The organism is Paenibacillus sp. MT86, from assembly GCF_058792535.1.
Window position 1 is genome coordinate 82,501 of sequence record NZ_CM179499.1, and the last position, 15,389, is coordinate 97,889.

9 protein-coding genes, 1 tRNA gene and 2 rRNA genes (1 of these 12 running past the window's edge) are annotated in these 15,389 nt (G+C 44.6%); 11 read left to right on the forward strand and 1 reads right to left on the reverse strand.

Annotated features, from left to right (window positions below; all coding sequences use genetic code 11):
* The 9 genes from AC3RCL_RS00385 to AC3RCL_RS00425 all read left to right on the forward strand — a co-directional run.
* A 23S ribosomal RNA gene (locus AC3RCL_RS00385) occupies positions 1–2,450 on the forward strand (it extends 596 nt beyond the left edge of the window).
* 67 nt (positions 2,451–2,517) lie between these two features.
* A 5S ribosomal RNA gene (rrf, locus tag AC3RCL_RS00390) occupies positions 2,518–2,634 on the forward strand.
* A 420-nt stretch (positions 2,635–3,054) separates the two neighbouring features.
* Positions 3,055–4,512 carry an IMP dehydrogenase gene (gene guaB, locus AC3RCL_RS00395; protein WP_090914430.1) on the forward strand — a complete coding sequence of 486 codons (1,458 nt, stop codon included), beginning with the start codon at positions 3,055–3,057 and terminating at the stop codon, positions 4,510–4,512.
* Positions 4,513–4,664: 152 nt separating this feature from the next.
* Entirely contained in the window at positions 4,665–6,083 is a 1,419-nt protein-coding gene (locus AC3RCL_RS00400) for a D-alanyl-D-alanine carboxypeptidase family protein (protein WP_096777281.1), read from the forward strand.
* Between the two features lie 164 nt (positions 6,084–6,247).
* On the forward strand, positions 6,248–7,129 hold the full coding sequence (pdxS, locus tag AC3RCL_RS00405; RefSeq protein WP_009595550.1) for a pyridoxal 5'-phosphate synthase lyase subunit PdxS: 882 nt from the start codon (positions 6,248–6,250) through the stop codon (positions 7,127–7,129).
* Positions 7,130–7,144: 15 nt separating this feature from the next.
* Entirely contained in the window at positions 7,145–7,732 is a 588-nt protein-coding gene (gene pdxT, locus AC3RCL_RS00410) for a pyridoxal 5'-phosphate synthase glutaminase subunit PdxT (RefSeq protein WP_404566108.1), read from the forward strand.
* A gap of 194 nt (positions 7,733–7,926) precedes the next feature.
* Positions 7,927–9,210: a serine--tRNA ligase gene (gene serS / locus AC3RCL_RS00415; protein ID WP_009595514.1), complete on the forward strand. Its 1,284-nt coding sequence runs from the start codon at positions 7,927–7,929 to the stop codon at positions 9,208–9,210.
* A 73-nt stretch (positions 9,211–9,283) separates the two neighbouring features.
* A tRNA-Ser gene (locus AC3RCL_RS00420) sits at positions 9,284–9,372 on the forward strand.
* 134 nt (positions 9,373–9,506) lie between these two features.
* Positions 9,507–10,565, forward strand: a complete 1,059-nt coding sequence (locus tag AC3RCL_RS00425) for a tyrosine-type recombinase/integrase (RefSeq protein ID WP_492534104.1) — start codon at positions 9,507–9,509, stop codon at positions 10,563–10,565.
* Between the two features lie 303 nt (positions 10,566–10,868).
* Here the strand turns inward: AC3RCL_RS00425 and AC3RCL_RS00430 are convergent, their stop codons facing one another.
* The gene (locus AC3RCL_RS00430; protein ID WP_492534106.1) at positions 10,869–11,516 is read right to left on the reverse strand and encodes an HNH endonuclease signature motif containing protein; all 648 of its coding nucleotides are present in this window, start codon (positions 11,514–11,516) and stop codon (positions 10,869–10,871) included.
* 547 nt (positions 11,517–12,063) lie between these two features.
* Here AC3RCL_RS00430 and AC3RCL_RS00435 point away from each other — a divergent pair.
* Complete coding sequence (locus AC3RCL_RS00435) at positions 12,064–13,116, forward strand: hypothetical protein (RefSeq protein ID WP_492534108.1); 1,053 nt, start codon at positions 12,064–12,066, stop codon at positions 13,114–13,116.
* 496 nt (positions 13,117–13,612) lie between these two features.
* On the forward strand, positions 13,613–15,388 hold the full coding sequence (locus AC3RCL_RS00440; RefSeq protein WP_492534110.1) for an AIPR family protein: 1,776 nt from the start codon (positions 13,613–13,615) through the stop codon (positions 15,386–15,388).
* Position 15,389: the final 1 nt, after the last annotated feature.

A 15,389-nucleotide genomic window follows, 5' to 3' on the forward strand; every position in this document is an offset into this window, starting at 1 on the left:
AAGGGTGATGGCGTGCCTTTTGTAGAATGAACCGGCGAGTTACGTTCCCATGCAAGGTTAAGGCGAGAAGCCGTAGCCGCAGCGAAAGCGAGTCTGAATAGGGCGATTTAGTATGTGGGCGTAGACCCGAAACCGTGTGATCTACCCCTGTCCAGGGTGAAGGTGCGGTAACACGCACTGGAGGCCCGAACCCACGTATGTTGAAAAATGCGGGGATGAGGTGGGGGTAGCGGAGAAATTCCAATCGAACTCGGAGATAGCTGGTTCTCCCCGAAATAGCTTTAGGGCTAGCCTCGGAATGAAGAGTCGTGGAGGTAGAGCACTGATTGGGTGCGGGGCCCGCAAGGGTTACCAAGCTCAGTCAAACTCCGAATGCCATAGACTTATATCCGGGAGTCAGACAGTGAGTGCTAAGATCCATTGTCAAAAGGGAAACAGCCCAGACCATCAGCTAAGGTCCCCAAGTGTGTGTTAAGTGGGAAAGGATGTGGAGTTGCACAGACAACCAGGATGTTGGCTTAGAAGCAGCCACCATTTAAAGAGTGCGTAATAGCTCACTGGTCGAGTGACTCTGCGCCGAAAATGTAACGGGGCTAAACACACCACCGAAGCTATGGCTTGAATCGACTTCACTGCTTCTTTGAGGTAGTGAGACTGAGAGAAACATTTTTGTCAGACTTGAGATGAAATCAAGAATGACCAAATGTTCTCAGGGGATAAACACACTTCGAAGGCGGAGTGAAGTCGATTCAGGGGTAGGGGAGCGTTGTATGTAGGTTGAAGGTGTACCGTAAGGAGCGCTGGACAGCATACAAGTGAGAATGCCGGTATGAGTAACGAAAAGATCAGTGAGAATCTGATCCGCCGAAAGCCCAAGGTTTCCTGAGGAAGGCTCGTCCGCTCAGGGTAAGTCGGGACCTAAGGTGAGGCCGAAAGGCGTAATCGAAGGACAACAGGTTGAAATTCCTGTACCACCGTAAACCGTTATGAACGATGGGGTGACGCAGGAGGGTAGTGACGCGGACTGATGGATGTCCGTCCAAGCAGTGAGGCTGATGTGTAGGCAAATCCGCACATCGTAAGGCTGGGCTGTGATGGGGAGTGAAAATTACAGTAGCGAAGGTCATGATCTCACACTGCCAAGAAAAGCCTCTAGTCAGGTGAAGGTGCCCGTACCGCAAACCGACACAGGTAGGCGAGAAGAGAATTCTAAGGCGCGCGGAAGAACTCTCGTTAAGGAACTCGGCAAAATGACCCCGTAACTTCGGGAGAAGGGGTGCCTCGGTAGGGTGAATAGCCCGAGGGGGCCGCAGTGAAAAGGCCCAAGCGACTGTTTAGCAAAAACACAGGTCTGTGCGAAGCCGTAAGGCGAAGTATACGGGCTGACGCCTGCCCGGTGCTGGAAGGTTAAGGGGAGCGGTTAGGAGCAATCCGAAGCTGTGAACCGAAGCCCCAGTAAACGGCGGCCGTAACTATAACGGTCCTAAGGTAGCGAAATTCCTTGTCAGGTAAATTCTGACCCGCACGAATGGCGTAACGACTTGGGCGCTGTCTCAACGAGAGATCCGGTGAAATTTTAATACCTGTGAAGATGCAGGTTACCCGCGACAAGACGGAAAGACCCCATGGAGCTTTACTGCAGCTTGATATTGGATTTGGGTACGATCTGTACAGGATAGGTGGGAGCCTTAGAAGCATGAGCGCCAGCTTGTGTGGAGGCGACGTTGGGATACCACCCTGATCGTATCTAGGTTCTAACCTGGTACCGTGATCCGGTACGGGGACAGTGTCAGGCGGGCAGTTTGACTGGGGCGGTCGCCTCCTAAAGAGTAACGGAGGCGCCCCAAGGTTCCCTCAGAATGGTTGGAAATCATTCGAAGAGTGCAAAGGCATAAGGGAGCTTGACTGCGAGACCTACAAGTCGAGCAGGGACGAAAGTCGGGCTTAGTGATCCGGTGGTACCGCATGGAAGGGCCATCGCTCAACGGATAAAAGCTACCCTGGGGATAACAGGCTTATCTCCCCCAAGAGTCCACATCGACGGGGAGGTTTGGCACCTCGATGTCGGCTCATCGCATCCTGGGGCTGAAGTAGGTCCCAAGGGTTGGGCTGTTCGCCCATTAAAGCGGTACGCGAGCTGGGTTCAGAACGTCGTGAGACAGTTCGGTCCCTATCTGTCGTGGGCGTAGGAAATTTGAGAGGAGCTGTCCTTAGTACGAGAGGACCGGGATGGACGTACCGCTGGTGCACCAGTTGTTCCGCCAGGAGCATGGCTGGGTAGCTACGTACGGACGGGATAAGCGCTGAAAGCATCTAAGCGTGAAGCCCCCCTCAAGATGAGATTTCCCAGTATGTAAGACCCCTTGAAGACGACGAGGTAGATAGGTTGGAGGTGGAAGTGCAGCAATGCATGGAGCTGACCAATACTAATCGGTCGAGGGCTTATCCAAAATATATTTCAATGTGCTGCAAATATCGTTTCGTATCTAGTTTTCAGGTGATCAAGCATCTGAACCGTTTGGTGGCGATGGCGGAAGGGTTCCACGCGTTCCCATACCGAACACGACCGTTAAGCCTTCCAGCGCCGATGGTACTTGGACCGAAGGGTCCCGGGAGAGTAGGACGTCGCCAAGCGAACAACCATAAAGACCGTTATCGAGTAATCGATAGCGGTCTTTTCCTATATGCCGTGACGTGGATTTCTGAATTCTGGACTATCTCGAGCCGGCTTGGGTGATACTAAACGACAGTCATGCATCGTTTCCGTGATAAATGCCTAAAGGGATGCAATATGGCAGGTCAATCTTAAACGTGGATAAGTCTCCATTTAATAGAAGAAAGCTGTCTATTTGTCCACTCCAAGGAGACAGGACAACGCGCTGGATGGATACTTGCGAACTTCAGGAAATGGGCCAATTCAATCCTTGACAGCCTATGGGCCCTTTGCTAAGATGGCAATAATATATTTCTGAAAATACTTGAAAATGCCGTCCGGTCCAGCTCTGACAGTAGTTGTAGTCCGCAGGAAGACGACAAAAAGGAGGAATAACCCAGGTGTGGGAAGATAAGTTTAGCAAGGAAGGCTTCACTTTTGACGATGTATTGTTGGTTCCTAGAAAATCCGAGGTACTTCCAAAAGAAGTGGATGTTAGCACCAAATTGAGCGAGCACGTGAAATTGAACATCCCGCTCATCAGTGCAGGTATGGACACCGTTACGGAAGCTCCTTTGGCAATTGCCATTGCTAGAGAAGGCGGAATCGGCATTATTCATAAAAATATGACGGTTGAACAACAGGCGGAAGAAGTAGATCGGGTGAAGCGCTCGGAAAGCGGAGTCATCACGAATCCATTCTCGCTTCATGCCGATCATCTTGTATCCGACGCTGAGAAACTCATGGGCAAATTCCGGATTTCCGGGGTTCCGATCGTGGATGAGAACAATAAGCTGATCGGGATTTTGACGAATCGTGATCTTCGTTTTGTTCATGATTACAATACGGTTATCAGCGAAGTGATGACCAGCGAGAACCTGGTTACCGCTCCGGTTGGAACGACCCTTCAGGATGCCGAAATGATTCTGCAGAAGCATAAAATCGAGAAGCTGCCTTTGGTGGACGAGGATAATGTTCTTAAAGGACTTATCACGATTAAAGACATTGAGAAAGCGATTCAGTTCCCTAGAGCAGCGAAGGACGCTCAGGGCCGCCTGCTTGTAGGTGCAGCGATCGGAATCTCCAAAGATACCTTCGAAAGAGCAGAAGCGCTTGTGAAAGCCGGTGTAGACGTCATAACCGTTGACTCCGCTCACGGGCATCACATCAATATTATTGATTCCGTACGCAAACTGCGCGAATTGTATCCCGATCTGACCATTATCGCCGGTAATGTGGCTACAGGCGAAGGTACGCGAGAGCTTATCGAAGCTGGCGCATCCGTCGTTAAAGTGGGAATCGGTCCTGGATCCATCTGTACGACCCGCGTTATTGCCGGGATTGGCGTACCGCAAATCACAGCCATTTATGACTGCGCAACGGTTGCTAAAGAGTACGGCGTGCCGATTATCGCAGATGGCGGTATCAAATACTCCGGGGAAATTACAAAAGCCATCGCAGCCGGCGCTAGTGCCGTTATGCTGGGCAGTATGTTTGCAGGGACGGAAGAAAGCCCAGGCGAAGCCGAGATCTACCAAGGACGCCGTTTCAAGGCTTATCGGGGCATGGGTTCCCTTGCTGCCATGAAACAAGGCAGTAAAGACCGTTATTTCCAAGACGATGACAAGAAATTGGTACCGGAAGGCATCGAGGGCCGTGTAGCTTATAAAGGGCCATTGGCAGATACCATCCATCAGTTGATCGGTGGATTGCGTTCCGGCATGGGGTATTGCGGAACGCAAAACCTGGAGGAGCTGCGGAATGATACCCAATTTATCCGCATTTCCGGGGCTGGTCTCCGCGAGAGCCATCCGCATGATATTCAAATCACCAAAGAAGCGCCTAACTATTCCTTGTAATTCACGGAAAAGAATAAGGATACACAGTATATGTCATTTATTTCCTGGACAAGCTGGATGAAATTCATCTAGCTTGTCTTTTTTTGATACCCCCCCTATGATAGAATAGAACAAGTTAATGACTTATTGAGAATTAGAGGGGAGTAATTCCATTGATAGACAAGTCTATAAAGAAGAATAAGCGACAACGAATTCAAAGAACGCTGGCATCCTTGATGCTCTTTAATATACTATGTTTCTCTGCTGCGCCTGCGGTTTCGCTCGCTGCGCCTAATATGCTGGCTACAGCGGATACAACCAAAGCTACGGAAGACAAAGCGGCAACGGACAAGGCTGCTACGAATAATACGAAGCCGGACAAAGTGCCATCGGTCGATCAGCTGGGCTTGGAAGTGAGCTCTGCCGTCTTGATCGAGCCATCTACGGGCCAGGTGCTGTTATCCATAAATGCGGATGAAGCATTGCCGCCGGCGAGCATGACGAAGATGATGACGGAATATATCGTAGCAGAGAAGGTAAAACAAGGCGAGTTAGCTTGGGATGACGTAGTCACGGTAGGGGAAAATGCTGAAAAAACCGTGGGCTCACGGATATTTTTAGCTGAAGGCGACCAACATACAGTGGAAGAGCTCTACATAGCCATGGCTGTCGGCTCGGCGAATGATGCAACGGTAGCATTGGCTGAACATATTGCTGGTTCCGAAGCAGAGTTTGTTACCATGATGAACGATACGGCGAAAAAGATGGGATTGAAGACCGCTTTCTTCATTAATTCGACAGGCCTTAGCCGTGCAGATATGCCTGAGAAATACCGTCCTGCAGAAGATAAAGAAACCGTAATGTCGGCAATGGATACTGCATTACTTGCCAAGTATATCGTTGAGGATCATCCTGACTTTGCGAGATTTACAGCCATTCAATCGCATAAATTCCGGCCGCGCGATACGAGTCCGATCATCAACTACAACTGGATGCTGGAGGCCAACAAAAGCATTACGAACTTCAAGGCCTATGCTTACGAAGGTTTGGACGGTTTGAAAACCGGTCATACCAATGCGGCGGGTTATTGCTTTGCCGGTACCGCTGAGCGTGACGGCATGCGTTTGATCAGCGTGGTTATGGGAACGAAATCCGAAGGGGCTCGCTTTAAGGAAACCAAAAAAGTCCTGGATTACGGCTTTGACAACTTCGAAGTGAAGGAAGTCCAAGCAGCCGGAGCAACCGTGCAAGGATTTGAAACCGTCGAAGTGAAGAAGGGCAAAGGTAAGGAAGCTGGGCTGGTGACCGATAAAGCCCTCACATTTGTTGTGCCTAAAGGTTCTAGCGGAAAGAACATTACCTTTGAAGCCAAACTGGATTCTTCCAGCGTGACGGCGCCTGTCGCCAAGGATACGAAGGTGGGTACGGCAACCTACTCATATAAAATCGAAGGCATGAAGGAAACCCAGACCGAAACGGTGAATCTTATCACGGCAGACGAAGTAGAGAAAGCCGGCTGGTTCAAGCTGTTCCTCCGTGCGATCGGTGACTTTTTCGCGGATTTGTTTGATTCCATCAAAAATCTTTTCTAAGCAGCCGATAAATTCCGAGTAAATGGGTTGTGTATTTGATTTTGATGCGGTAAAATATCAAGTTAGATTCATTGCAAGTATGCACCATACGGGTATAGACCATATCGTCAGGGAATGCTCTAAATGGCGATGAGATACAACATATAATCGGGAGGCTAGGGGACATGGAAACAGGAACATCTACTGTAAAAAGAGGTATGGCGGAAATGCAAAAAGGCGGCGTCATTATGGACGTCATGAATGCGGAACAAGCGAAAATCGCTGAAGCTGCCGGTGCTACGGCGGTTATGGCGCTGGAACGCGTTCCTTCCGATATTCGCGCTGCTGGGGGAGTAGCACGGATGGCTGACCCAACCATCGTTGAGGAAGTCATGAAGGTCGTATCCATTCCAGTTATGGCCAAAGCTCGTATCGGTCATTACGTTGAAGCGAAAGTGCTTGAATCTCTCGGCGTGGATTACCTCGATGAGAGTGAAGTGCTGACGCCTGCGGATGAAGTGTTCCACATCGACAAATGGGATTTCACCGTACCGTTCGTATGCGGCGCGAAAGATATCGGTGAGGCGCTGCGTCGCATCGGCGAGGGTGCATCCATGATCCGCACGAAGGGCGAGCCGGGAACCGGCAATATCGTGGAAGCTGTTCGCCATATGCGTTTGATCAACAGCCAAATTCGCAAGGTTCGCAACATGTCGAAGGACGAACTGTATGCCGAAGCTAAAAACCTCGGTGTTTCCTATGACCTCCTGAAAGGCGTTCACGAGACGGGCAAGCTGCCTGTCGTTAACTTTGCCGCCGGTGGCGTGGCCACCCCTGCGGATGCCGCATTGATGATGCATCTGGGCGCTGACGGCGTTTTTGTAGGATCCGGTATTTTCAAATCCGATAACCCTGAGAAATTTGCTCGTGCGATCGTGGAAGCGACAACGCATTATGATGATTATAAATTGATTGCTGAAGTCTCCAAGAACCTGGGTGCTCCAATGAAAGGCATCGAGATATCCAAGCTTAGTCCGGCTGAGCGCATGCAGGATCGCGGCTGGTAAGAGAGAAGGGGTAACATGAAGGTCGGCGTACTGGCACTTCAGGGTGCCGTTGCAGAGCATATTCGAAGCATTACGCTTGCTGGCGCCGAAGGGGTGCCCATCAAGAAGGTCGAGCAGCTGGACGGCATTGACGGCTTGATTATCCCTGGCGGTGAGAGCACGACGATTGGCAAGCTGATGCGCAAGTATGATTTTATGGACGCGATTCGTCAGTTTTCAGCCCAAGGCAAACCGATATTCGGAACCTGCGCCGGACTGATTGTACTGGCCGAGCGAATTCAAGGCGACGAAGAAGCGCATTTGAAGCTGATGGACATCACGGTGGCGCGGAACGCATTCGGACGTCAGCGTGAAAGTTTCGAGACCGATTTGCCGGTGAAGGGCATCGATGAAACGGTGCGAGCCGTCTTCATCCGCGCCCCGCTCATTCTGGAAGTGGGACCGGGCGTTGAGGTTCTGTCTACGTATAAGGATGAGATCGTCACAGCCAGACAAGGGCATCTGCTTGCGGCTTCCTATCATCCGGAGCTGACAGACGATTTCCGGCTCCATCAATATTTTGTGGAGATGGTTCGCTCCCGGGCGACGGCGCCACAGGCGTAACGTAATAGTTTCAGTAGAAGACATCTTGACTCTTTGGCAGTATGTGGGAGTCAAGTTGTCTTTTTCGCTGAAATGCAATAAGATGTATCGTATGTAACAACGTATAATGCAGCCTTGTCCCAAGGCTTTTTATCAACTGGTAGGGCAGCTGCTTCGATATACTTGATGGATGTTTTACTTTAGGAGGGTTTCCCGTGTTAGACGTAAAAATATTGCGCAGCGAGTACAGTCGTGTTGAAGAAGCGCTGAAGAATCGAGGCAAATCGCTCGATTTGATTGCGGATTTTCCTAAGCTTGACGCCCGGCGCCGGGAATTGCTGCAGGAAAGCGAAAGTTTGAAGAATCGCCGCAACACCGTGTCGGCTGAAGTAGCCAAGCTGAAGAAAAATCGCGAAAATGCAGATGAGCTGATTCTGGAGATGCGCCAAGTGTCAGACCAGATTAAAGCAATGGATGAGGAAGTTCGTGAGCTGGAAGCCAGTATATCCGAGCTTACTTTGGCGATTCCGAATATCCCCCACGAAAGTGTGCCGATTGGCGCCTCGGAGGAGGAGAACGTGGAAATTCGCCGCTGGGCGGAGCCAAAAGCTTTCGATTTCGAACCTAAGGCTCACTGGGAGATTGCCCAGAACCTGAGTATTTTGGACTTTGAAGCAGGCGCGAAGGTTACGGGTTCCCGATTTACGTTCTACAAAGGTCTGGGTGCACGGCTTGAGCGTGCCTTAATCAGTTTCATGATGGATCTGCACAGCGACAAACACGGCTATGAGGAAATGCTGCCTCCATATATCGTCAACCGGGACAGCTTGTACGGAACAGGACAACTGCCTAAATTCGAAGAGGATTTATTCAAAATTAGCGATACCGACTATTACCTGATCCCAACGGCTGAGGTTCCTGTAACGAACTACCATCGTGAGGAAATCCTAAATAGCGAGGATCTGCCTAAATATTACGTCGCATACAGCTCCTGTTTCCGTTCGGAAGCCGGCGCGGCAGGACGCGACACCCGGGGACTTATTCGTCAGCATCAGTTCAATAAGGTCGAGATGGTGAAGATTGTACATCCGGAAACATCGTTTGATGAGCTCGAGAAAATGACGGCGGATGCGGAGCGTGTGCTGCAGCTGCTGAATCTCCCTTATCGCGTCATGACACTATGTACCGGGGATATGGGCTTCGGCTCCATGAAGACCTATGATCTGGAAGTATGGCTTCCGGAGAGCGGCGTATACCGTGAAATCTCTTCCTGCTCGAATATTGGAGATTTCCAGGCACGCCGTGCTAATATTCGCTTCCGTCCGGAGCCGAAGAGCAAGCCGGAGTTTGTTCACACCTTGAATGGTTCCGGTCTCGCGGTAGGGCGTACGGTTGCGGCCATTCTGGAGAATTATCAACAGGCCGACGGCTCCGTTGTCATTCCGGAAGTGCTTCGCCCTTACATGGGGAATGTTAGCATCATTGAACCCAAGAAATAAGTTGATAACATAGGTTGACTTGTGGTATAATGATTTTTGCACGTGATTCATTTTGCAGTGATCATTTCCACATGGAGAGGTACCGAAGCGGTCATAACGGGGCGGTCTTGAAAACCGTTAGGGGGCAACTCCACATGGGTTCGAATCCCATCCTCTCCGCCATACATAATAAATGTGCGTCGCAAAAGGATTTGCGGCGATTATGACTGAAACGCACTTGACTGTTGAACAGCGGTCTGGTGCGTTTTTTCGTGTTCGTGACCGTTAGAAGAAAATCTAACGGGAGGTACAGAAGTATGAATGCAAGAACAAGTAAAACACCACAAAAAAGAGGGAAAAGAAAGAACAATTTAGAGATACCTCAGCGGCTTTTAGACCGCATAACTCCTTCGGTCTTAGAAACGCCCTGCTCCGCACATCAAGAAGCCGAGAAGCCTCGTCCTGAGACGTTGACACTGGACAAGCTATTTAACCGTTACTATGCCGCAAGGCAAGCGGCTGGGGCCGCAGAGCGCACCCTAGAGGACTACAGGAAGCACATGAACTGGTTTCGTCAGTTCTTGGCATTAGAGTACAACGGTCTGGATAACTTTGTACCGAATCGTGATGTAATTCGTTCATGGATTTCCCATATGTTGACGGCACAGAAATTAAAGCCCTCAACAATTAACATTAGATTAAGAACAGTTAAGGCAATGTTCAACTGGGCCATTAGCGAGAGAATCATTAAGGAATCTCCATTCGATAATGTAGAATTACTAAAAGTGCCAGAGGAAGATTTCCAAGTAATTTCAAAGACACAGGAACGGAAATTGTTTAACTGCTGTGACTTAACTACTTTTACTGGACTACGTGATGCCCTGTTAATGTCATTCCTACTTGATACAGGGGTGCGTATTGGGGAGTGCATGAGAATTTTTGTAGAGGAAGTTGATCTGCAAAATCGCTCCGCATCTGTTAGGGCAGAATCAGCTAAAACCAGAAAAGCGCGGATGGTATACTTTGGGGCGAGAACACAAGAGCTATTGTTTATTTACCTTGCGTGGCATGAAATTAACGCACAAGCTCCAAACTTGTTTCTTAACGAATTTGGGCAACCCTTAGATAAGAATTGGGCTACCAGATGTATCAGTTTCATCGGTAAGAAAGCTAAAATTACAGGCGTTCGCATTAGCCCCCACACTTTCCGACATACGTTTGCGACTCGTTATATAAAGGCAACAGGCGACCCGTTTTCATTACGTAGACTGCTTGGACATTCCTCCATGGAAATGGTCAATCGCTACGTTAATCAAGATGTTGCTGATGTTCGTGAGCAATATGAGAAGTTCATGAATAGGGGGACTGAGCAATGATAACGTCAAGAAGCGAATGGTTACTTTGCAGTGTGAATCGGCTGAGCAAAGAAGCGTAGAAATTTTTAAAGCCATAATAACATGCTCAAACGATGATAAGAATTAGTTTGGTGATATAATTTATTGCGGCCCCAATTGTTACTAATTGTACCTATATAAATAAACACACATGGAAACGGTAATCGTAACTTCAATTCAGGAATAAGAAGACAAAACCCCTCCAGAATTATCAATTGGAGGGGTTTTATATATGTCCATATTAACTGTGTTTCTCCATATAAGAATCTCAATAAAATTCAAATTCTACTTTGAGTTCAGTTGGGACATGAATTTTTCTTTTCTTTGAGCTATAAGATTATACGTTTCATTCTGAATAAAATATAATTTTGTTCGCTTATCTCCATGTAACTTTACTATTGTGCTGATGTTTAGGTTCAATCTTAATGCACGGTCTAAAAAAATAGGATGTAAATGTCCCCCTTTTTCTAAAAGAGTATTTACACTCGTTATCCATCTTATTGCTAGAATTTCGCTGTAACATTCATTTACTCGGTTAGTATAATCATTTACCGATATATTGTGTTTCTTAGCGATGTACTCAACTAAAGCACGCCACGATTGAATTGAAACCCCATGTCTTGAACCATACCGCTCAAACCAAATGAATGGGTTCATTGCTCCCTTAGATGCATTTATAGATTTACAAAGTGGCACCATATTAACATAAGTGTTACCGCCAATTCCATACTTCTTAACTACTTTACCCCAATGTAACGGGACAAAGTGATCTAATTCAATTTTATCGTATTTTCCAGTTAGAGAACATTCATTTTTAAAGTGATCTTTTATTTGTTCTATTTGCTTTTCTCTTAATGTGTTTGGTACTTCTTTCAGAAGCTGTTCTCTCTTTTTTTGGGGCGTCAAAGAGTTGTAAATAGTATCTTTCTTCATCTTTTTATTATCCCTCTCATGATGTTAGTCTTAGGTGTAGGGATATAGTGTACAATACAATTACTTTTCTTGTTAAGATGTGCCAAAGAAAGTACTGGTTCAGCTTATAGGTTTGATTATTCATAGGCCTACTAGCATGTGCTAAGAGTTAGGAATATCAGAGGTTATAGTGGACTACTAATAAGCGAAGATGCAGGGGAAGTTTGTCATGATTTTTAGGTGGAAAAAGGGTTACTTAAATTATGTCGTTACACAAAAAGAATGTTATGCTAGATTTTTTTTGAAAAAGGAGTTTGCGGTTTTTTTATAATTTGATACTATGTGAAAACAGATATGAAAGGAGGAGTTACGTACAGATTTATACAGACAGGTACTTAATTCAAGTATGAAACTGTACATGTATTAACGCATTTATCAAAATATCATGTACGCATACGTACATCTTCTAGACAGTAGATACCATATAAAGAAAATATAACATATAACATAAAAGGTAATTAAAACATTAAATCTGGAGGGTGATGTTGCGCGAATAAGGAGAGATTTTATGAACACACCTTTTGTTGCAATCCCAATGAGGATGTTTGCATTTGAGACAGATTTCTTTACCACTAATGACGAGATATTAGTATTCTACCATATCGGTACTTTAGTCTCAGCACGGAATCCCCTTGTAGCTTACCTTAATATTGAATTATTAAACGCAAAGATGATGTTAGATTCGTCGAATTCATCGCGTGGAAAGAAACGTATTAAATCTGCAATTGAGAGTTTACATTCAAAAGGATACATTGGACTAAATTATCGAGATAGCATTTTAAAAAATGGTACGCTATTAGAAATTACTATGTTCGATCTCGAACATCAGATTTATAAAGAACGTGTTTTTAGTGGCGGTTCTGTTTACACGGGTTACACCGCAGTAACAGACGAATTATTTAGTTGTGCAACATCAGCTATAGTCCTAAGAGCATTAATTTATCACGATTGGCGTAGTAAAATTGACTATGATATTTCGTTTACTGAGTGGGCAAGTATTTTAGGCGTGTGTCGTCAAACCGCTGTCAACGTCATTAATGAATGTATTACGTCTGGTCTTTTATCAAAACACCGAGGTGACTACTACACTACACCTTCTGGAGATAGTCGACAAAAAACTAATAAATACTTCAGGAAACCAACTGCTCCAGAACGAAGCTCGCAAAAAGATAAAAACTCCCGTCTTCAAGCGAAAACGTTTGAAAAGGAATCAAAAGAAAAGCGACAACATAATTGGTTTACAGAGAAGTATGTGAACGTAGATGATATGATCGTGTATCTGACCACTGATTGTCCAGTACTGGAGGCTCACGCGGGAAAAAGAATCAAAGCTATTTCTAACAGCCCATCGGGGAAACAACGGATGGATGATTTGCTGAGTAAAGCACAGCTTACCATTAGTAATCAAAAACAAATAACGGCGACGTATAACGCAATAAGTGAAAGTGCGGATAAAGAGATGTACAATTATTCTGACGACTATGAGGAAGTATACCGAAGAAGGGTACAAAAACAGTCGAACAAGGACAGAGATTTTAGTTATTTGTTGGGAAATGACTGAACTCTCTAGCAATCGTATCGTGAAATCTACTCACTGTAAAAACGCGTATATGTGATGGGGAGATTATTTCATGGTAGGAATTGTTCCAAACTGTAAACCATGCCCCTAAGCATGTGATATAACACTCACAAAATAACATGGAAATGATATGTACTTATGTTGGGAAGCATCCGATACGCAAAGCCCATGAGAAGCGTCTCAGGGCTTTTTTATTATCACAAAATAATGTTTATAACATAAATGAGATTCATGGATTTCATTAGTTCGTAAATGTTTTAATAGACATTTGTAAAGTATAAACACTATATTAATAATTGGGGTATCGAATCATACGAAAGGTAATTCCCAGTAATAGCTAAGATATTTGCAACATCCGAGTTTCTGCTAACACCAAAACTCTGACACAAGACGATATATTAATTAAAGAATGTACGCTTGAAACCGTAGTACTATTTAAATAATGGAAAAGAAAAATTTAATTAGAGGTGATACTAGCATGAATCAATTATCCATGGTCGGTGGATATGAGGGATTATTTCATACATATTTTCAAAGAATATCCGAACAGGTAGAAGCCATCCAGCTGGAGAATGAATATGAAAAGAAAAGTCATGGTTTTGCTCATTGGTTTCTAACTAGTGTTCGTGGCATTGTTGAAGATGATGTATCGCAGTACATCACTGATGGTTTTAATGATTGGGGGATTGATGCCGTAATTATTGATGAGGAAAGGGAATTAGTGGAACTCTATCAATTTAAACTCCCTGATAAAGTTACCAATATTGAAAAGACCATTGGGCAACCCGAGATTGAGAGTTTTTTACGAGGATACAAAATATGTTCAAGCGGGTTGGCGCCAGAAAATGCGAATGACGAATTGAAAGAAAAGATTACTGAAATCGTTGATTCTGATATTTTTAGTTTTAAGCTAGTTTTTGTATCTTATACTAGTCCCCTAAGCAATCACGGGGAAATTGTACTTTCGACTGCACTACAAGAAATAAAGGATACTGGAAACAAGATATATTGGGAATTGTATGATAAAGAGCGTATCGCAAATATTATATATACTAGTAAGAAAAAGTATGAAGCATTTGAAATTGATTTAATTCAATCTGGTTCTAGTACTGGTTTATTAACGTCTGATAATGCAGCATCGTATTCAATTCATTGCTCACTTAATGAATTGGCTGAGGTGTGCTTGAAGTATCAAGACATTATTTTTGATGAAAATGTAAGATTATTTCATGGAGCAACTAATAAATTTAATAATGGAATCATTCAAACAGCAACTTCGGAAGATGATGTAATTAACTTTCATTTGTACAATAATGGTATTGTGATGGTTTCTCCAAAAGTTAAATATATCGACACAAGAAAAAGGTTGAAGGTATCAAATCCGATGGTTGTAAATGGATGTCAAACTATGAATAGTTTACTAGAAGCAAAGAAGCAGGGGAACCTTCAAGAAGGATTTGTTCAAGTTAAGGTAATAGAGATAAATGACCCTATAATTAGGCAGAATATATCGATCTTTTTAAACTCGCAAACAGAGATAAAGGATAGTTATTTAATATCTAACTTACCTATTGTTAGGCAGCTTGAAGAGGATTTAGAAAAAATGGGGTACTTTTTAGAACGCCAAGCCAATAAGATCATTCTCTTAAAAAAACAATTATCGAAAAAGGAGAAAATTGAACGTTTTGGAATAAATCAAAATAAAACGATTGGTCTTGAGTTAGCGATTCAATTATATGCAAGTGTTTTTGGTAACTTAGCCCCATTAGCAAAAATGAAAAAATCTCTACTATTTAACGAAGATAACTTGCCAGGAATATTAAATAATATAAATGCTGAAAAGATTATTTTTTCTTTTGAAATTTACGTAAGAATAATGGAAGTTATAAGTGACTATAGGCGTTGTGTTAGAAATAAGCGGAAAACTGAAATTTTACAGTATTTAGAGATAAAATCGAAGGATTTGAAGCAATACTCTTTTTTGAACACTGCTGATATTTTTTTATTGTCATTATATGCACATATAGCACAAAGAGAAAATGGGAAAATTGATAAAATAGGTAAAGGTGATGCGTTAAACTTTAGAGAATGGGCAGACATTGCAGAGGAGAATTTTGATTTATATTTCAAAGAAGCTATAAACATAATTAAAAGTACCATTATTGAGGGGACAAATGGGAAGAGTATTGCGACACTTACAAAAAGTCAATCTTTCCATAAACGACTATTAACAAAAGTATATAACAACAGTTGAT

Bases quoted from the DNA above. Each gene is read 5' to 3' on its own strand.
- pdxS (WP_009595550.1), top strand. From the start codon at position 6,248: ATGGAAACAGGAACATCTACTGTAAAAAGAGGTATGGCGGAAATGCAA.
- pdxT (WP_404566108.1), top strand. From the start codon at position 7,145: ATGAAGGTCGGCGTACTGGCACTTCAGGGTGCCGTTGCAGAGCATATT.
- AC3RCL_RS00425 (WP_492534104.1), top strand. From the start codon at position 9,507: ATGAATGCAAGAACAAGTAAAACACCACAAAAAAGAGGGAAAAGAAAG.
- AC3RCL_RS00430 (WP_492534106.1), bottom strand. From the start codon at position 11,516: ATGAAGAAAGATACTATTTACAACTCTTTGACGCCCCAAAAAAAGAGA.
- AC3RCL_RS00435 (WP_492534108.1), top strand. From the start codon at position 12,064: ATGAACACACCTTTTGTTGCAATCCCAATGAGGATGTTTGCATTTGAG.
- AC3RCL_RS00440 (WP_492534110.1), top strand. From the start codon at position 13,613: ATGAATCAATTATCCATGGTCGGTGGATATGAGGGATTATTTCATACA.